Annotated in this window: 18 protein-coding genes and 3 tRNA genes; 14 read left to right on the forward strand and 7 right to left on the reverse strand. The window is 44.6% G+C overall.

Annotation, left to right across the window (positions count from 1 at the left end; all coding sequences use genetic code 11):
* Positions 1-378: 378 nt before the first annotated feature.
* Positions 379-1197 carry a CDP-diacylglycerol--serine O-phosphatidyltransferase gene (pssA, locus tag HG547_RS20005; protein ID WP_069454401.1) on the reverse strand — a complete coding sequence of 273 codons (819 nt, stop codon included), beginning with the start codon at positions 1195-1197 and terminating at the stop codon, positions 379-381.
* Positions 1198-1294: 97 nt separating this feature from the next.
* Between pssA and HG547_RS20010 the strand changes: the two genes are divergently transcribed.
* Positions 1295-1750 carry a DUF4124 domain-containing protein gene (locus HG547_RS20010; RefSeq protein WP_224022127.1) on the forward strand — a complete coding sequence of 152 codons (456 nt, stop codon included), beginning with the start codon at positions 1295-1297 and terminating at the stop codon, positions 1748-1750.
* A gap of 166 nt (positions 1751-1916) precedes the next feature.
* On the opposite strand, the gene clpB is transcribed toward HG547_RS20010, so the two are convergent.
* The 3 genes from clpB to rluD all read right to left on the reverse strand — a co-directional run bounded on the left by clpB (position 1917) and on the right by rluD (position 6356).
* Positions 1917-4490: an ATP-dependent chaperone ClpB gene (gene clpB / locus HG547_RS20015; RefSeq protein WP_037421313.1), complete on the reverse strand. Its 2574-nt coding sequence runs from the start codon at positions 4488-4490 to the stop codon at positions 1917-1919.
* 117 nt (positions 4491-4607) lie between these two features.
* Complete coding sequence (gene pgeF, locus HG547_RS20020) at positions 4608-5381, reverse strand: peptidoglycan editing factor PgeF (protein ID WP_169548829.1); 774 nt, start codon at positions 5379-5381, stop codon at positions 4608-4610.
* A gap of 3 nt (positions 5382-5384) precedes the next feature.
* Positions 5385-6356 carry a 23S rRNA pseudouridine(1911/1915/1917) synthase RluD gene (rluD, locus tag HG547_RS20025; protein ID WP_088586815.1) on the reverse strand — a complete coding sequence of 324 codons (972 nt, stop codon included), beginning with the start codon at positions 6354-6356 and terminating at the stop codon, positions 5385-5387.
* Positions 6357-6478: 122 nt separating this feature from the next.
* Here rluD and HG547_RS20030 point away from each other — a divergent pair, with 122 nt between their 5' ends.
* The 5 genes from HG547_RS20030 (at position 6479) to HG547_RS20050 (ending at position 9593) form a co-directional block, all read left to right on the forward strand.
* Positions 6479-7240, forward strand: a complete 762-nt coding sequence (locus tag HG547_RS20030) for an outer membrane protein assembly factor BamD (RefSeq protein WP_037421317.1) — start codon at positions 6479-6481, stop codon at positions 7238-7240.
* A 218-nt stretch (positions 7241-7458) separates the two neighbouring features.
* Positions 7459-7534 (forward strand) — tRNA-Phe (locus HG547_RS20035).
* 56 nt (positions 7535-7590) lie between these two features.
* Positions 7591-7677, forward strand: a tRNA-Leu gene (locus HG547_RS20040).
* 42 nt (positions 7678-7719) lie between these two features.
* Positions 7720-7806: transfer RNA gene (locus tag HG547_RS20045), tRNA-Leu, on the forward strand.
* Between the two features lie 161 nt (positions 7807-7967).
* Positions 7968-9593: a methyl-accepting chemotaxis protein gene (locus HG547_RS20050; protein ID WP_169548830.1), complete on the forward strand. Its 1626-nt coding sequence runs from the start codon at positions 7968-7970 to the stop codon at positions 9591-9593.
* A gap of 280 nt (positions 9594-9873) precedes the next feature.
* Here the strand turns inward: HG547_RS20050 and HG547_RS20055 are convergent, their stop codons facing one another.
* Both HG547_RS20055 and HG547_RS20060 read right to left on the reverse strand, forming a co-directional pair.
* The gene (locus HG547_RS20055; RefSeq protein ID WP_169548831.1) at positions 9874-10596 is read right to left on the reverse strand and encodes a 16S rRNA pseudouridine(516) synthase; all 723 of its coding nucleotides are present in this window, start codon (positions 10594-10596) and stop codon (positions 9874-9876) included.
* A 14-nt stretch (positions 10597-10610) separates the two neighbouring features.
* Entirely contained in the window at positions 10611-11231 is a 621-nt protein-coding gene (locus HG547_RS20060; protein ID WP_088586812.1) for a metalloregulator ArsR/SmtB family transcription factor, read from the reverse strand.
* A gap of 146 nt (positions 11232-11377) precedes the next feature.
* On the opposite strand from HG547_RS20060, the gene HG547_RS20065 reads away from it, so the two are divergent.
* The 3 genes from HG547_RS20065 (at position 11378) to HG547_RS20075 (ending at position 13100) form a co-directional block, all read left to right on the forward strand.
* Positions 11378-11992, forward strand: coding sequence for an NAD(P)H-dependent oxidoreductase (locus HG547_RS20065; RefSeq protein ID WP_169548832.1), 615 nt, complete (start codon positions 11378-11380; stop codon positions 11990-11992).
* 50 nt (positions 11993-12042) lie between these two features.
* The gene (locus HG547_RS20070) at positions 12043-12459 is read left to right on the forward strand and encodes a VOC family protein (RefSeq protein WP_169548833.1); all 417 of its coding nucleotides are present in this window, start codon (positions 12043-12045) and stop codon (positions 12457-12459) included.
* A 170-nt stretch (positions 12460-12629) separates the two neighbouring features.
* Complete coding sequence (locus HG547_RS20075; protein WP_169548834.1) at positions 12630-13100, forward strand: YcxB family protein; 471 nt, start codon at positions 12630-12632, stop codon at positions 13098-13100.
* A gap of 82 nt (positions 13101-13182) precedes the next feature.
* Here the strand turns inward: HG547_RS20075 and HG547_RS20080 are convergent, their stop codons facing one another.
* Positions 13183-13752 carry a GPR1/FUN34/YaaH family transporter gene (locus tag HG547_RS20080; protein ID WP_047537352.1) on the reverse strand — a complete coding sequence of 190 codons (570 nt, stop codon included), beginning with the start codon at positions 13750-13752 and terminating at the stop codon, positions 13183-13185.
* Positions 13753-14470: 718 nt separating this feature from the next.
* Between HG547_RS20080 and HG547_RS20085 the strand changes: the two genes are divergently transcribed.
* The 5 genes from HG547_RS20085 (at position 14471) to HG547_RS20105 (ending at position 18325) form a co-directional block, all read left to right on the forward strand.
* A complete protein-coding gene (locus HG547_RS20085; protein ID WP_037421337.1) occupies positions 14471-14707 on the forward strand; it encodes a hypothetical protein in 237 nt (78 codons plus the stop codon).
* A gap of 348 nt (positions 14708-15055) precedes the next feature.
* Positions 15056-15919, forward strand: coding sequence for a MipA/OmpV family protein (locus HG547_RS20090; protein WP_037421340.1), 864 nt, complete (start codon positions 15056-15058; stop codon positions 15917-15919).
* Between the two features lie 26 nt (positions 15920-15945).
* Positions 15946-16338, forward strand: coding sequence for a DUF3019 domain-containing protein (locus HG547_RS20095; RefSeq protein WP_080612404.1), 393 nt, complete (start codon positions 15946-15948; stop codon positions 16336-16338).
* Positions 16338-17051: a winged helix-turn-helix domain-containing protein gene (locus HG547_RS20100; protein ID WP_011073412.1), complete on the forward strand. Its 714-nt coding sequence runs from the start codon at positions 16338-16340 to the stop codon at positions 17049-17051. The genes HG547_RS20095 and HG547_RS20100 overlap by 1 nt, the downstream gene beginning before the upstream one ends.
* Positions 17052-17059: 8 nt before the next feature.
* Positions 17060-18325 carry an ATP-binding protein gene (locus HG547_RS20105; RefSeq protein ID WP_169548835.1) on the forward strand — a complete coding sequence of 422 codons (1266 nt, stop codon included), beginning with the start codon at positions 17060-17062 and terminating at the stop codon, positions 18323-18325.
* Positions 18326-18334 lie beyond the last annotated feature (9 nt).

Below are 18334 nucleotides of genomic sequence, written 5' to 3' on the forward strand. Positions count from 1 at the left end.
TTGCATTCGATTCGCACTGAAACCGCGCTCGCTTTCGCTGTCTGCCGTGTCAGTGGATGCGCATTATAGGCAGCGAAACTTTTTGTGCAAGCGCTTTTTTAACAAAACCTGCCGAGTGGACAAATAACCAACAAATCTTCAAGTATTGGGTGGATATGCTGCAATTTTTCTCACTTGGGCTGGTAAGTTTGGCATATGTAGAAAGGATGTGCAGGAAATTCTATAGATCGAATAGCCTTAAGAAAGGGCGCTTTAAAACTTTTACATATATAGATGAGTATGTCCGGTGCAGAGAAACGGTTCAAGAATAGGGAATGGCGACTCTTGAACCGTAGAACTAACATGGCATAAAAGATTGAGAATGTAGGAACTGTCGGACTAAGGATTATCCGTAGAACTTTTTGAACCCTTGGTGCCCTCTGCTGTTTCTTGTTCCTTTTCATGCTCTCCATCACCCACAATATGGGCTACTTTTAGCTTTCTCACGGTACGAATAGTGATCACAGGCCCCGAGATGGCGTAGAGATAAAAACCAATGCAGAGGATTAAAGCTGGCTGAACCGAAACCACAACAAATACACCCACAACGAATAGGATGGCGATAAAGTTCACTTTGCCGCGCCAGTCAATCTCCTTGAAAGAGTGATAACGGAAATTGCTCACCATTAATAACCCCGTGATTGCTGTAATCAATCCGGCAATCCAACTGATATTCTTACCATCGAGATTGTACTGATTACCAAGCCAAATACTGCCGGCAATAACGGCCGCAGCAGCAGGACTTGCTAAACCTTGGAAGTAACGTTTATCCGCAACACCGACTTGGGTATTAAAACGTGCAAGCCTTAATGCAGCTCCTGCGCAATAGATAAACGCCGCCAACCAACCGATTTTACCTAAATCCGCCAAGGCCCAATTATAGGCGAGCAGTGCTGGAGCCATGCCAAAGGACACCATATCCGCCATGCTGTCGTATTCAGCACCAAAGTCACTTTGAGTATTCGTCAGCCGTGCCACTCGTCCGTCAAGACCGTCACAGATCATAGCCACAAAAATCGCGATTGCTGCCGCTTCAAAGTTGGCATTCATCGAGGCAATCACAGCGTAGAAACCGGAAAACAAGCCTGCGGTTGTGAATAAATTGGGCAGTAAATAGATACCCTTATTCTTTACTGTTTGATTAGAAGAATTTTGCATACACTTATAAAGCTATGAGCAGGAATGGAAGTAGGCTTCAAGATAGCATATTTTACTATCATGTCGATGGGTGCCCTAAGGGATGATGTTTATGTTAATGAAAACAAATTTGAGCGTGGTATTTTTAGGTTTTGTATGCCTAGTGTTGCTCACACAACCCGTGCTGGCGGGCGCTATTTACACTTGGGTCGATAAGAACGGGGTGACTCATTACAGTCAACAACCACCGACTCAGGAACAACAAGCGCAGCAGTTGAATAGCAATGATCTTGAACCGAGTAAAATTGGCTATATAGCTCCCGTTAAGAAGGAATCGCCTCCTGAAATGTCTGAGTCCGAAAAATCGGCGGCTTTAATTAAAGAGAAAGATGCCAAGCAAGCAGAAGCAATTTGTGAAAACGCTAAACATAATTTAGATGTGTTAACGACCCATACAAAACTCACCCGCCAAGAAGACGGTAATAAAGAACCTGTCGCGATGACAGAAGAAGAGCGCCAAGCAGCCATTACTGAGAATCAACAGCGGATCAAACTATTTTGCAATAAAAAATAACGCCCAGAGTTTGTAATAGGCACCACTAAAAATCTTGATGGCAATGCCACACTATTGCTAACCGCTATTTTATCTGTAACCGATATAGGCAAAAAAAACCGAAGTCCAAGACTTCGGTTTTTTGTTTAGGTTAAGCAGCATTTTGCACGGCAAAGATTGTCGTAAATTATTGCTCGAATACCAGCTCACGACCAGCGCAACTGACCTTGATAGGTTTGCCGGGCAGTAACTCGCCACGCAGTAATTTTTGCGCTAATGGATTTTCCATCTCTTGCTGCAAGGCTCGTTTCAGAGGTCTTGCACCATAGACTGGATCGAAACCAATTTCGGCAATCAATGATAATGCCTCGTCGGTGATCTCCAGCGTATAGTCTTTCTCTGCCAAACGCTTACGCAATGAAGCAATTTGGATAGAAGCAATATGCTTGATATTTTCTGCATCCAAGGGATGGAATACCACAGACTCATCGATCCGGTTTAAAAACTCGGGTCTAAAGCTATGGGTCACCACATTCATCACCGCACTCTTCATTTCGCTATAACTTAAGTGACCGAATCCTTCTTGGATAATGTCAGAGCCTAAGTTTGAGGTCATGATGATCACCGTATTTCTAAAGTCGACGGTACGGCCTTGACCATCGGTTAAGCGGCCATCATCCAGCACCTGCAGCAAGATGTTGAACACGTCAGGGTGCGCCTTCTCCACCTCATCGAGCAGAATCACTGAATAAGGCTTACGGCGAACCGCTTCAGTTAAGTAACCGCCCTCTTCATAACCAACATATCCAGGAGGAGCACCAACCAAACGTGAAACGGCATGTTTTTCCATAAACTCTGACATGTCGATACGCACTAAGGCCGATTCTGTATCGAATAGGAACTTAGCTAACGACTTACACAACTCGGTTTTACCCACACCAGTTGGTCCTAAGAACAAGAAAGAACCAATCGGACGGTTAGGATCGGCAAGCCCTGCGCGGCTACGACGAATCGCATTAGCGACTGCATCCACAGCTTCGTTTTGGCCAATCACACGCTCATGCAGTGCCACTTCCATTTGTAACAGTTTTTCACGCTCGCCTTCGAGCATCTTAGAAACCGGAATACCCGTCGCCTTTGATAACACTTCGGCGATTTCTAAGTCAGTAACTTTATTGCGCAGCAGTGTCATATCCTGCATTTCAGCTTGCGATGCCAAGTCCAATTGCTTTTCAAGCTCTGGAATACGGCCATATTGCAGCTCGGACATACGCGTTAAATCACCGGCGCGGCGCGCGACTTCTAAATCCATCCGCGCTTGCTCAAGGTCAGCTTTAATATGCTGAGTACCTGCCAACGCCGCTTTTTCGGTGCGCCAGATTTCATTGAGCTCCGACGCCTTAGCTTCAACCTCATGCAACTCGACACGTAAATGTTCGAGTCGACGGCGGCTCGCCTCATCGTTTTCTTTGGCCAATGCCTGCTCTTCCAGTTTCAACTGGATAGCACGGCGCTCCAATCTGTCGAGGGATTCAGGCTTAGAATCCATCTGCATACGGATGCTCGATGCCGCCTCGTCAATCAAGTCGATGGCTTTATCGGGTAATTTACGGTCCGACACATAACGGTGCGACATGGTCGCCGCCGCTACAATCGCCGGATCGGTAATTTCCACATGGTGATGCAGCTCATAACGCTCTTTCAAGCCACGTAAAATCGCAATGGTGTCTTCAACGCTTGGCTCATCCACTAATACTTTTTGGAAACGACGCTCAAGGGCGGCATCTTTTTCAATATATTGGCGATACTCGTCAAGAGTCGTCGCGCCTACACAGTGGAGATCGCCACGGGCCAAAGCAGGCTTTAACATGTTACCCGCATCCATGGCGCCATCGCCTTTACCCGCGCCCACCATTGTGTGCAGCTCGTCGATAAAGAGGATCACTTGGCCTTCTTCCTGCGCCAGCTCATTAAGCACGGCTTTTAAGCGCTCTTCAAACTCACCACGATATTTAGCGCCGGCAATCAGTGCACCCATATCTAAGGATAAAACACGTTTATTTTTAATCCCTTCAGGGACTTCGCCGTTCACAATGCGCTGAGCAAGACCTTCAACAATCGCGGTTTTACCCACGCCAGGCTCACCAATCAGCACTGGGTTGTTTTTGCTACGACGTTGCAGTACTTGAATGGTGCGGCGGATTTCATCGTCACGACCAATGACAGGATCGAGTTTGCCCTGCTCGGCACGTTCAGTAAGATCAACGGTAAACTTTTTCAGCGCTTGGCGTTGGTCTTCCGCATTAGGATCATCCACATTCTGACCACCACGCATTTGCTCAATGGTTTGTTCCATTAGCTCTTTGGTCGCACCGGATTTTTTGAGGCATTGTGCTAGCGCATCGCTGCCCTCAAGCGCCGCAAGAACGAACAACTCGCTGGAGATATATTTGTCTTTGCGCTTTTGCGCCAACTTGTCGCACAGGTTTAATAAACGAATTAACCCTTGGGATAATTGTACATCGCCGCCAGTGCCTTCGACCTGCGGTAGACGTTCAAGCTCTTGGCTCAAGAGCGAGCGCAGCGCACTCACCCGAATACCAGCTTGAGTTAATAAGGGATGGATAGAACCAGAATCCTGGTTAAGCAGCGCCATCATCAAATGTAGCGGTTCGATAAACTGATGATCACGCCCAAGTGCTAACGACTGGGCATCTGAGATGGCAAGCTGAAATTTATTAGTCATACGATCGAGTCGCATACAGCCTCCTAAAACTCACAAATAAGGTACAGCATTTTGTTAGTTAAAAGATGGGGGCTATTTGACCAATTTCAAGCTAGATGGCTAGAAATAAATACAAATTATAGGGGAATAAACTTAAGACTTAAGCCAGATCAAGGAAGCCATACGACCAGTGATTTTATCGCGGCGATAGGAGAAATAATCCTGATTCAATACAGTGCAAATATCGGCGCTGTGGATCTGTGTAATACCCAGTTGCTTTAAGCGTAATTTGGCTAATCCGATAATATCGGCAAGGTATTTATCGCCTCGCGCAATAAAACAATTTTCCGCATTAGGATCTTTTGCCATAAAGGCGGCACGCACTTCGGCGCCAACTTCAAAAGCTCTAGGGCCAATCGCGGGTCCTAAATAGGCAATCAGCTCACTCGGTTTAGAGGCAAACTTAGCCACACTTGCCTCAATCACCCCATCACACAGTCCGCGCCAACCAGCATGGGCAGCAGCAACTTCAGTCCCTAGTTGATTACACAAAAGCACCGGCAAGCAATCAGCGGTCATCACTACGCAAACCCGTCCAGCGAGGTCGGTATAGCTGGCATCAGCGACCAAAGGTGGCGTATTTTGCAAGGCCACACACTCTGATTGAGCTTCTTGAGTAAGATTAATTGGGACGATATCGGCCAAATCAATCACTCGAGTACCATGGACTTGCTCCAACCACACAGGCTCAGTCGCAAGCTGTAACTGCTGTGCTAGTAAGCCACGATTAACCAATACTTGCTGCGGTATGTCACCCACATGCAACCCTAAATTCAGGCTATCGTAGGGGGCAAGACTCACGCCGCCATGGCGATCTGTCATTGCAATTGCCACATTGTCAGGTACTGGCCAATCGTGCATCAACATCAGTTAGTACTCGATCGGATGTTCTAAAGTGTCTTGACGCAGTGCTTTAGTCAAAATAACCATATCTTCAGGGATCGGCGCCGTCCAGCTCATGATTTCACAGGTCACAGGATGCGCTAACTCCAATCGCACCGCGTGCAGTGCTTGGCGTTTAAAGTTTTTCAAAATCTCAAAAAACTCAGGACTTGCTGCTTTCGGTGGTTTTGGACGGCCACCATATACAGGATCGCCCACCAGCACATGGCCGATATACGCCATATGCACACGAATTTGATGAGTACGTCCAGACTCTAAACGTAATCTTAAACGGGTATGATTACGGAATTTTTCCGCCACACGGTAATGGGTTACAGCCGGTTTACCCGAATGATGCACCGCCATATGAGTACGTTTCGTCGGATGACGACCAATAGGCTCATCAACAGTGCCGCCTCCGGTCATAGTACCCAGCACTATCGCCTCATACTCACGGGTAATTTCACGGGCCTGCAAGGCAGCAACCAAATGAGTTTGTGCCTCTACTGTTTTGGCCACGACCATTAAACCAGTAGTATCTTTATCCAAACGGTGCACAATACCCGCACGTGGCACATGCTCAATATTTGGGCAATGATGTAGCAATGCGTTCATCAGCGTACCATCGGCATTGCCTGCACCAGGATGCACCACTAAGCCAGCTTGTTTATTGATGACTAAAATATCATCATCTTCATAGACAATATCCAGCTCAATGGCTTGCGCAGCCGCATGCACTTCTTCTTCGAGCGTGGCGTTAATTTCGATTTGCTGCAGCTCAAAAACTTTTTCGCGCGGCTTGTTTACCATTACGCCATCAACATAGACTGCATCAGATAGGATCCATTCCTTGATGCGCGTGCGCGAGTAATCAGGGAACAACTCAGCCAGTGCTTGATCCAATCTCAAACCAGTTTGTGTTGCCGAAATCTCGCTTTTTAGATTAATCTCTTGTGTCATAGGAACCGTATCCCCATTTTGGGGTCAAAAAATGTGTGCTATCTGTTACAATCGAATGCTTTCTATTTTATCGTGAAATGGAAAAATTCTTAACTACAACTTATAAAGAATTGAATTCAAGTATGTATAAATTCTCCAAAGGCTTAACCTTAGTCCTATTTTCACTAGCGTTATCAGCCTGTAGTAGCAGTCCTGAAGATAACGATATTGCCGCCAAAACCTCACCTGATGAGCTTTATTCTCAGGCAAGAACCTCCATGGAGCTTGGCAATTACTCTAAAGCTGTCCGTTCATTGGAGGCGCTAGACTCTCGCTTCCCGTTTGGACCACATAAAACTCAGGTTCAATTGGATCTGATTTATGCTTATTACAAAATGGACGATGTTGCCTCTGGCATTGCTAACATTGACAGATTCATCCGTCTCAACCCAACGCACCCCAATATCGACTATGTCTACTATATGCGAGGACTCGTCAATATGCAGGCGGATAGCTATCTTTTCCACGATATGTTGAATATCGATAGAACCGATCGTGATCCGAAAAATGCCCAAGATGCCTTTAAGGATTTTGACCGTCTAATCAAAACCTACCCCAACAGCAAATATGCCGCTGATGCACAAAAACGCATGTTATCGCTAAAAAACCGTTTAGCAAGATACTCCATTCAAGTTGCTGAATACTATATCAAAATGAACGCTTGGAGTGCTGCTGCTGTTCGCGCACAATCTGTGTTAGAAACGTATCCCGGTACACCGTCAACTGAGCGAGCACTGGAGATTATGGCAGAAGCTTATGGTGAGTTAGGTCAGAACCAACTGAAGCAAAACGTGCTAATGGTAATGCAAGCTAACTTCCCAAACAATGAAATATTATCTAACTAAATAGAAATGCCCCTTTTAAAGGGGCATTTTTTCGTCTTCTACGGACATTTTTTACGTTTATCCCCTTTAAGTGGCACTGAGTATTTTCTCTTGTCATTCCCGCTAGGACTCAATAAATACTCGATTCGAGTAAAACTTACCCAACCGCATCACTTTTTACATTATTTAGTAAAAATCAGTTGACTCAAAAGCCGAAAAGCCTTTAAATTGCGCCCGTCGCCCGAATAGCTCAGTCGGTAGAGCAGAGGATTGAAAATCCTCGTGTCCCTGGTTCGATTCCGGGTTCGGGCACCATCTTTAAGTTGGTTGCCTTAGCGACCAGTGTTAAAGGATTGCAATTAAAGTACAGTGCAGGTGTGGTGGAATTGGTAGACACGCCAGCTTCAGGTGCTGGTGCCCTTACGGGCGTGGAGGTTCAAGTCCTCTCACCTGTACCAAATTGCGATTCAACTTAATTCGACAACCTGTCGAATACCAATGCAGATGTGGTGGAATTGGTAGACACGCCAGCTTCAGGTGCTGGTGCCCTTGCGGGCGTGGAGGTTCAAGTCCTCTCATCTGTACCAACATAAAGACCTCGCTAAGCGAGGTTTTTTTGTTTCTGCAATTTTATTTCCTTAAATCACCAACCTCATTTGGCATATTTGCTATAACTATTCATACAGACTCATCATGGACTGCTCGAGCTCTGCCTAAAAGCCTCCCTGAATATACTGAGGAAATCCATATGAATGGTCTTCAAATAAAACAAAAAATGTTTATTGGCATTCTCGTGCCGCTCCTAATGCTAGTAACCATTGGTTTTATCGCCATTTATATGATGGGAAAAATCGAATATGGCGTCGAGCGTATCTATAACGATAGAGTGGTTCCTTTAGACGATCTTAAGGTTATCGCTGATAAATATGCCGTTGATGTAATTGACGCGATCAATAAAGCCAATGCTGGCGGATTTAGCGCTTCGCAAGCGGCTAATGCGCTTGAAAATGCCAGCAAAACGATCAATCAGTACTGGCCCAAATACCTTGCAACTGAACTTACCCAAGAAGAATCTCGACTTGCACAACAAGCTGAACAGTTATTTTCACCAGCTAATCAACAAGTCGAGTTGCTCACCTCATATCTTAGGGGGGGTAATGGCGATGTAGCTTACCAACTGAATGACAAAATATTACCGCTTTACCAAGCAATCGATCCGATAAGTGGCAAAATATCAGAACTTATCGCACTACAAATCAAAATTGCAGGTCAGGAAAGAGCTACCGCTAACGAGATTTATCACTCATCGATTGCCATCTTTGCCACTCTTGCAGGGCTTGCAATGCTGATCAGTATTTTGATTGGACTTTGGGTTAATCGCAGTGTGATGAATCCCATCAATGATATTGTGCGCAATTTAAAAACGATCCGCCAAGACTCCGATCTCACAGTTAAATTCCGTACTTTTAATGATGATGAACTCGGACTTATTTCGACTAGCCTCACTCAAGTTATTGAACATTTGAGAGGGATTTTGCACTCCATCGCTGAAGCAGCAAATACGGTTAATAGCTCCGCGACCGAGCTAAGTAGTTTTACCCAAGAAACCAATAAACGCATGCAACAGCAACAAGCTGAAACTGAACAAACTGCAACAGCAATGAATGAAATGACGGCGACTGTGGCAGAGGTCGCGCAGAGTACTTCAGCCGCTGCGGATTCGGCAAAGGATGCGGATACTTATGCGGCGAATGGTAACCGTATCGTCATTGACTCAATTAGCAGCATGTCTCAACTTTCAGAACAAATTCAAAAAACGGCGCAAGTGATTGGCTTTTTATCCAATGAAAGCCAAAGTATTGGTCGAGTTTTAGATGTGATAAAGAGTATTGCCGAACAAACCAACCTATTGGCATTAAACGCTGCGATCGAAGCTGCTCGCGCAGGCGAGCAGGGTCGAGGTTTTGCCGTTGTCGCCGATGAAGTCAGAACGCTAGCTCAACGAACTCAAAAGTCCACCCAAGAAATTGAAGCGATGATCGCAACGCTACAAAAAGGGGTTAAAGAAGCAGTTAATGCAATGGAAGTTGGTATCAAACAAGTCGATGATGCCAATAATAAAGCCAATGAAGCAGGTCAGGCCTTAAAAGAAATTGTAGCGTCAGTAGATAACATTGCTGAGCTCAACGCCCATATTGCGACTGCAGCTGAAGAGCAAAGTAGTGTGGCCGAAAGTATTAACCGTAGCATTATTGCGATCAGTGATATTACCGATGACTCGACTCGCTCAGCACATGAGCTCAGCGAGTCTGTTATAAACCTAACCAAACTGGCTAGCAGCATGCGTAATCAAGTCAGTGCATTCAGGCTCTAACACATTTTCACTGGCACAGCCGTGCTGTGCCAGACTAATGTTATCCTTACGTGTTTGTTACAGCGTCCTTCAAACAATCGTATGCCGAGGTGTATTGACGTTTCAGGATTATTTTTTGCAACCCTTTGGTTCACGATCTATGCAAGATAAAGTCCGCGCAGTATCGCTATTTTACTTAACCTAATGAGCGAGCCAGAACGAAATTCAATCTCAAAACGTCAACATGCTCTTAGGGGTAATGTTTTTAAGTGCATATCAGCGCTTTATGCACCGTCTCGAGTTACTTCATTTTTGAATGATAGATAGAGGCGACTTCTTGTGCAGTCAACATCCGGCTATCACCAGGGCTTAAGTGTTTATCTAGGGTAATCTCACCAATGGAAAGGCGGTGTAATCCCACCACTGGATTACGGAAACGACCAAACATCCGCTTGATTTGATGGTACTTCCCCTCCCTTAAAGTAACCTCTGCAATATGAGTGTCGAGGATAGTCAACTTTGCTGGCTGTGTGGTGATATCTTCAAAGCCAAAATACATGCCCTGCGCGAATGCCGCGATATAGTCCTCACTCAAGGGATTGGCTAAAGTCACTCGATACACTTTATCCACTTTTTGCTCGGGTGACATTAACGCCTCCGACCAACGACTATCATTGGTCAGTAACAATAAGCCCGATGAGTTTAAATCTAACCGCCCAGCAATATGCAGCTTATGACGAGCTTCGCAATCGAGTAAATCAATCACTGTGCGATGCTCTTTGTCTTTGGTGGCACTTACCACGCCAACGGGCTTATGCAACATCAAATACACTGGCTGGTTGGCCTGTAAGACTTGCCCATCAAACACAATGTGGGAAAATTCATCCACCAGCAGATCGAGCGCTTTCGCAGGCGCACCATCCACATACACTCGCTCCGCCAGCAAGAGTTCTCGCACGGCTTTTCGGTGAATTTGTAGCTTAACGGCAAGGTATCTATCGAGACGACCACGTTTTGATTGCATCACACTATCCTGCTCTAAGATAAAGGCGCAATGCGATAGGCACAGCGACGAGCGCCGTCGATGATATGCTCTTCACGGCTTACAGTAGCGATATCGGCAAATAACTGCTGGAATTGTTGTAGTTCGGAGCGACAAAAATTTTGGCATTTCGTCGCTGCGCTGCAAATTGGACAATGATTCTCAAGTAACCAGAACACCCCATCCGCTTGTTCCTGCGTCGCCATATAGCCTTCGAGGGTACGTAACTCCACCAATTTAGTTAAACGACTGGTAATATCCGTCATACCTTGCATCGCGCTGCGATACTGTTGCATAGCAGTTTGCTCTCTATGCTCAATCAGTTTATCCAACCCCTGATCACCAAATATCATTTTTACGGAATCAATCAATTGCAAACTAAGCTCACTGTGGCGATCGGCAAAGTGGGTTCTACTCTGCTCCGTTAATCCCCAATACCGGGTTGGGCGTCCGCGGCCTTCAACTCTGTCTTCAATATCGACATCACCCGCCTCTTCTAAGGCTTGCAAATGCTGGCGAACGCCCATAGTGGTCAACGCAAGCTCTTCCGCTAGGGTCTTAGCCGTTAACGGGCCATGCAATTTGAGTAATTGAATAATCTTATCAGTAGTTTTCATATGCGCTCTCCGCTCTTCGCCTCGGATTATCCCTCAATCGCCTACCTTTTAACAGAATAAATAAAGTTTTTTATTTATTTTATCCTTTACAAGATTAAATAAAGTAATTACCTTATAAATAATTTATAAACAAATAGGTTTACATAATGAACTTACTCATCATCAGTACCAGTCAAAGAGCCCACTCCCAAAGCGCTAAAGTCGCGAAATACATAGCCGAAACCAGTTTTTTATCGCCCCATAGTGTCGGTTACGACGCTATCCATCATTTAGAGCTTTGCCAGTTCAACCTGCCCTTTTGGGACGGTGAAGAAGACAACAAGGGCGAACATTGGCCTGAGATAGAGCAAAGAGTCGATGCTGCGGATGCCCTCGTTTTGATTACGCCCGAATGGGGTGGAATGGCATCGCCACTGCTTAAAAACTTCCTATTGATGTGTAGCCGTCAGGAAACTGCCCATAAGCCGGTGTTGCTGATTTCAGTTTGCAGCGGCATTAGCGGTGCTTACCCCATTGTGGAAGTCAAAATGAATGCACTCAAAAACAATAAATTAGTACCGATTCCCGACCATTTGATCATCCGTAATGTCGAGAATGTACTCAACGCTACACCCCAAGGTTCGCGGGATATCGACCTCAGAGAAAGAGTGCAATATAGCCTGTTTATGTTGCATCAATACGCCCAAGCCTTAGCGCCGATACGCCAACGCCATATTCATCAACCCTACCCCAAGCAGCAGGAATACTGCTACGGTATGTAAGCAGCTTGGATGTGAATCACACTGACTAAAATCATTACAAGGAACGCATTATGATCCATTTAGAGCACATCAACCTAGTCGTCGACGATATCCCTAAAGCACTCACTTTTTATCAAGCCGCCTTCCCACATTGGCGTGTCCGTGGCGGAGATAAAGGGACTTGGTACGGCAAGCCGCGCAATTGGATTCATTTTGGCGATGATTATCAATATATTGCTTTTAGTGATAACGGAGAAGGGGAAAACCGCGACTTAACGGGTCATCAAATTGGCTTAGCCCATTTTGCTTTTGTCGTAAGTGATTTAGATACAATCATCACCAGACTGACTCAAGCAGGTTTTCCGATAGCAAAAGAGGGCATGGAAGATCCCTATCGCCGCAATATTTACTTTTTTGATGCCCATGGATTTGAAGTCGAGTTTGTTGAGTATCTGAGTGATATTCCCGCAGAGCGAAACCGCTATTAAACCATAAGCGAACTATCGCGCAGGTACGGGCGCAGGTACGATAACACGGTATTTTGCGCCTTATCGCTACTGCAGACTTATCCCAAAAATCGTTACTTTACGCAGCTAACCCGCTAAACTAGCGCGCTATCCGGCTTTAGATAATTAAACTTTTGATTAGTAAATAAGACATGACCACACCCTATTGTTATTCCACAACTTACATCTTAGATAAAGCGCATTTTGACGAGTGTTATACCCAGTCCGTCAAACCCGATCCCACTCTCAAACCTTACTATAAAGCCATAGGTTTCGGGCTCATTGGCATTGCGCTGATTTTTGCGGATGTCAGCCTCTATCTGGCCTATTTCTTTGTTGGGCTCGGGGTGATTGAAGCATTAAATGTAAAATACAACAAAGCGTGGTGGTTGATGCGGCAAATGATGAGCAAAGCCGCCAATAATGAAGTCACCCTTATCGTTGATGAGCAAGGTATCCACACAAAATCACGATATGTAAACGCTCAAATTCTCTGGACGGATATTTATCGTATTGTGCAAACGGATAAAGGTTTCCTAATCACCCATAAAACGGGGACCAGCTATATCTCTAACCGTAGTCTAGATAATGCCTGTATTGCATTTATCCAAACCAAAATCTGATGTCGTAAGTTTTAACATTACTGACCCGTCAAAAATGCAAAAGGCTGAATGATTCAGCCTTTTGCATAAACTAAGAACTCAGTTAGACCTTAGCTTTAAGCTCGCCTATCGGTAAAATAGTGCGGCCATATTCATTATTAAGCACTTGCGCCATGGCAAAGTAAATTGCACTCGCACCACAGATAATCCCTTCAAAACCCGCGATGGTGCCAATAAGCGCACTGCCAGTAAAATCTCTCGCCGCCAGAAGGAAGAATAGAATCGTCAACGAAGCAAACACAAACTGCTTAGCCCTTGGATAACGTAGCGATCCCACAAACATAAAGGCTGTAAAAATTCCCCAAAGGGTTAAGTACCATCCCATAAAATAGGTTGGGCTCGCCGCAACCCCAGCATTTGGCATTAAAATAAGCCCAACTAAGGTCAACCAGAATAAGCCGTAAGAGGTAAAGGCGGTTGTACCAAAGGTATCACCACGCATAAAGCACATAATGCCCACGATAATTTGACCCAGTCCGCCATAGAAAATCCCCATAGCTAAGATCATAGAGTCAATCGGAAAGTACCCTGCATTATGAATGTTTAGCAGGATAGTCGTCATACCAAAGCCCATTAAACCTAATGGAGCCGGATTCGCCAGTTTTGTCGACACAGAAAGTCCCCAAAATGATAAGTAAATTTCAGTACAATAATTTGCACTTATAGTTCGATAAAAATCGGCGAAGTTTAGATAACAACAAAGAAGATCACAACCCAAATCTTATAATCATAACAAATAAACAAATTTATCATTAAAATCATCAAGATAACAAATTAATAAATAAAAAAACCTACAGGCTAAAAATTAATCTCTTAAGATTCAAATATCTATAAAACATGGGTAAAAATAGTGCGCTAAATCTTATTTATAGGGCAATTTTGCTATAGTTCAAACTTCCTACTCTCCCATCAACAAATGCACTCTCTAGTAATCCGTAAAAACTATCAAAAAGATTAACTTCATCTCATAAATAGACCAAAGTTGAGATAAGTCTATTTTTAAACATATTAATTACAAATATGCCGCTCAGGATGATGAAACTTAAGGGTGGTAAAAACGTCATAGTAAAATAAGCTCAGCTTGGTAGTGGAAAATCAGGGGGATTCGCGCGGTTTACGAAGGATGAGATCGGCATTTTTGACTGGCTTAGGCACTTAAGCCTGCCCATAAAACAACCATGATAATTCGACAAAAAATAGCTGACAAAATGAGTGAAAAATTATTTATATCTAAAAAATAATAGCAATGATAAATTGCTATCTGTTGACGCAGCGGCATGATGGGAAACCAGTTAGGCTGTTGTTAACTATCAATAACTAAAGGAAATAAAATGAAAACGTTATCAGCTGTTATCACCCTGTCGGCGCTAATCAGTTTTGCTAGCTTTGCCGATGAATCAACACTTCCTCCTGCACCTGCAAATGATATCGCTCAACTGACCGAAGTATGCCAACAGATGGCATCTGAAGATCAGATTGAAAATGCCGAGCTTAAACAATATGTCCTCGACTGCGTGAATGACCAGCTAACAGAAATGGGCTATCAGACACTAAAAGAACTCAACTGATCGGTTTTACTTCCTTTAGCTCCTAGCTGTAATCAGGTTTCATCGAGTTTTACGAATGCCATTCCGACAATGAATGGCATTTTATTTGCTGCACCAACCCAAATTAGTAACACCAGCACCCAAAAAGCAAAACAGTATAAATACAACACACCAACGTCGACAAAAGCGCTAAGCAAGTGCATTTTATGCTTTTATGATGTCTTTCAATTGATTACGAGATCTACATATATGCTATTTGTATGATATCTGTATCATTTTGCATCCCTTCAGGTGAAAGCACTGTGGAATTAAGCATAAAATGCTAATCTGTTGCCCATTACAGACTGTCATTAAATCCGAACGCATATCATGTATCGAACATTATTAATCTTACTCACCGCGCTTAGCCTACCTTCAATTGGAATGGCCAAAGAACCGTGCGTCACTAAAGATGAATGTATTGAAATGCGCAACTGGGATTTAGGCGTGGCGGTCGGTTGGGGACAAAAAACCAACCCTCTTAGGGATTTTGATGATATTCCGGTCTTTTTTATCCCAACTGTAGCTTACTATGGCGACCATTGGTTTTTTGATAACGGTAACTTAGGCTATAGCTTAGTTGAGCAGCAATATTTCAGCGTCAACTTAGTGACCAGCTATAGCATGGATAGAGCTTATTTCTATCGCTGGGACCCTTCGAATATCTTTTTGGAGCGAAGTTCACAGGATGGTGCGAGAATGCTCTCGACCAAGACAGTTCTCAGCAGTGAACCCGAACCCGTGTTTAATTCCTTAGAATCGCGTAACTTTACGTTATTAGGTGGCGCTGAAGCATTTATTTATACCCCATTAGGCGTAGTTAGGTTAGCCTACACCCATGATATGTTTGATGTGCATCAAGGCGCTGAAGCGCAAATTAAATGGACCTATGGTTGGCATTTAACCCGCTGGGTAATGGATATGTCACTCGTATTTGATTGGAAAAGTACCAACGTCGTCGACTATTACTATGGTGTACGCCCGAGTGAAAATGATTATTGGAGCAAACATTACCATGCTGATGCTGGCTGGAATAAAGGGGTCGAAATGACAGCCCGTTATATCTTAACTGATAACTGGGATATGCTCTTTGCGTTCCGCTACACACAAATTGCAGATGAAATAGCCGCCAGTCCCTTGCTCAATCAAGACTATAGCAGCACTTATTTTATTGGCGCAGCGTATAGGTTTTAACAAGAGTGACGCCCCTTCATATTAGGATGCTATGCATATTCGGTCTAAGCGTTAGCTTAATGGGACCGACTCACGCACTTGCCGCTCCAAATGAAGAGTCAAAATTAAAACTGACCCCTGAAATCTGTATCACGGGGGATGAAAACCAAGCCTGTGAAATCCGTGTAGAGTTGCAGTGGCAACTCGCTAAAAATGAGCTGGTTTGTATCTTATCTGACAACAATGCCTATCCTAAATGGTGCAGCGAATCGCTAGAACAACATGAAATCACATTGAATGTCAGTACGCTAAACGATATTCACTTTGTTCTGGTCAGTAAGGATACCAACCAAACACTGGCTGGAGCCAAATTAAAAATCACGTCGACCTCGCAGCCTCAGGTGCGCAGACGTTACCGTAACCCTTGGAGTTTATTTTAATGACGAATCCACAATCACCCCACAGAGTGTTATTGGTTGAAGATGATGTCCGTCTTGCGAATTTAATCGTAGATTATTTGAAATCCCACGGCATGCACGTTGAAGTAGAGCGTCGTGGCGACACAGTGTTAACCCGCTTAATCAACTATAAGCCTGATATCATCCTGCTAGACATTATGTTGCCAGGAATTGATGGCCTTAGCCTGTGCGAAAAGTTACCCGATTACTTTGCCGGCCCGATCCTGTTGATGAGTGCCTTAGGCTCGAGCGAAGATCAGATCAAGGGACTAGAACTCGGTGCCGACGACTATGTGGTTAAACCCGTTGATCCTGCCCTGCTGGTTGCCCGTATCAACAACCTATTACGCCGCCAAAACCAACCGCCTCAGGCCGAATCCCATTGCCTGACTTTTGGTAAACTCAGTATCGATCCCCATACCCATGCAATTCGACTCGACAACAAAGAAGTCGATCTCACCAGCCATGAGTTTGAACTCCTGTGGTTGCTGGCCTCGCAGGCGGGACAAGTGCTGAGTCGTCAATATATCTATCAATTACTACTCAATATTGATTTTGATGGTAAAGACAGAAAAATTGATGTGCGGATCTCAAGACTTCGCAAAAAACTCAACGACAATATTGAGACCCCCTTCAGAATCAAAACCGTTTGGGGACAAGGCTATCTATTCGCCCCTGAGGCTTGGAACAACTAAGAACTCCCGTGAAACGTCTCTTTATCAGCTTATATTTACTGCTGAGTCTCAGTTTTCTGGGCATAGGCTGGACACTGGACAGCCTATGGAAGAAAAATGTAGATGAAAATAATCCCTTAGATGCTCCTCTGGTTGCATTTGCCCAGCTGTTGACTCAGCTTCCAGAGGAGAGTCGCCACGATTACTTAGAAGCACTCACAACCGATAGTCAGCTGCCGTTAAATCTACTCAGTCCAGATCAAATTGCACTGGCGAAAGATCAAGTTCTGACACCCAATCATGTAGTCACCACCACGACCAGTGAGGGCGAACAATTCCAGTTTATACAGGTAGGTGAACAAGTATTAATGGCGGGTCCTATTGAGATAGACCCCAGAGCCGATCTGCGTAATTTATTCACTCTGTTTTTCTATTTGTCACTCGCACTCGTCGCTTTGATTTGGGTTGGACCACTCTCGCGGGACTTAAGCATATTACGTAAGGCCACAAAGGATTTTGGCGAAGCCAAATGGGACACTCGCATCAATCTCTCGAACCGCTCTCAGGTAAAACCCTTAGCCAATACCTTTAATGAAATGGCGCGGCATATCAGCGCATTGATTGAAAACCAAAAACATTTGTCCAATGCGGTTTCCCACGAGATTCGCACGCCCCTTGCGCGACTTAAATTCGCCCTCGCCTTAATGCCCATGTACTGCCAACCTGACTCTGACGAACAAAAGCGTCAGGATTTTCTCAATGAAATGCAGCTCGACATTAAGGAAATGGAAAACCTACTGCAAGAATTACTCACCTACGCTAGTTTAGAATCCCAGCGTGAAATGCCTCTAGATGAATACGATCTTATCACCTTGATTAATCAATCCATTAAACGTTTAAGTGCATTGAGTGAAACCCCAATTACCTTGCATACAGATATAGATACCCTGCCCTTATTTGGCGAACCAGCATTGATTGAGCGAGCACTGCAAAATCTACTGACCAATGCACAGCGTTTTGCTCGCCATCAAATCTTGATTGAAGTAAGCCAAACCCAGCAACGGGTAACACTAAGTGTGAGCAATGATGGAGAGCCTATCCCTGAGGTGGATTTACCTAAAGTGTTCGAGCCCTTTTACCGCAGCCAATCGGTGCAAAATGGCAATAAGGGTCATGGTTTAGGTTTAGCGATTATCAAGCGGATCATGCAGCGTCATCAGGGTGAGGTAAATGTCACCAGCCATCCAGCCCAGACGCGTTTCACCTTAAGCTGGCCGAAAAAGCGGCAAATTTAGCGCCTCTAG

The sequence above is a fragment of the Shewanella sp. DNRA4 genome (assembly GCF_012843185.1).
Taxonomy (GTDB): Bacteria; Pseudomonadota; Gammaproteobacteria; order Enterobacterales; family Shewanellaceae; genus Shewanella; species Shewanella xiamenensis.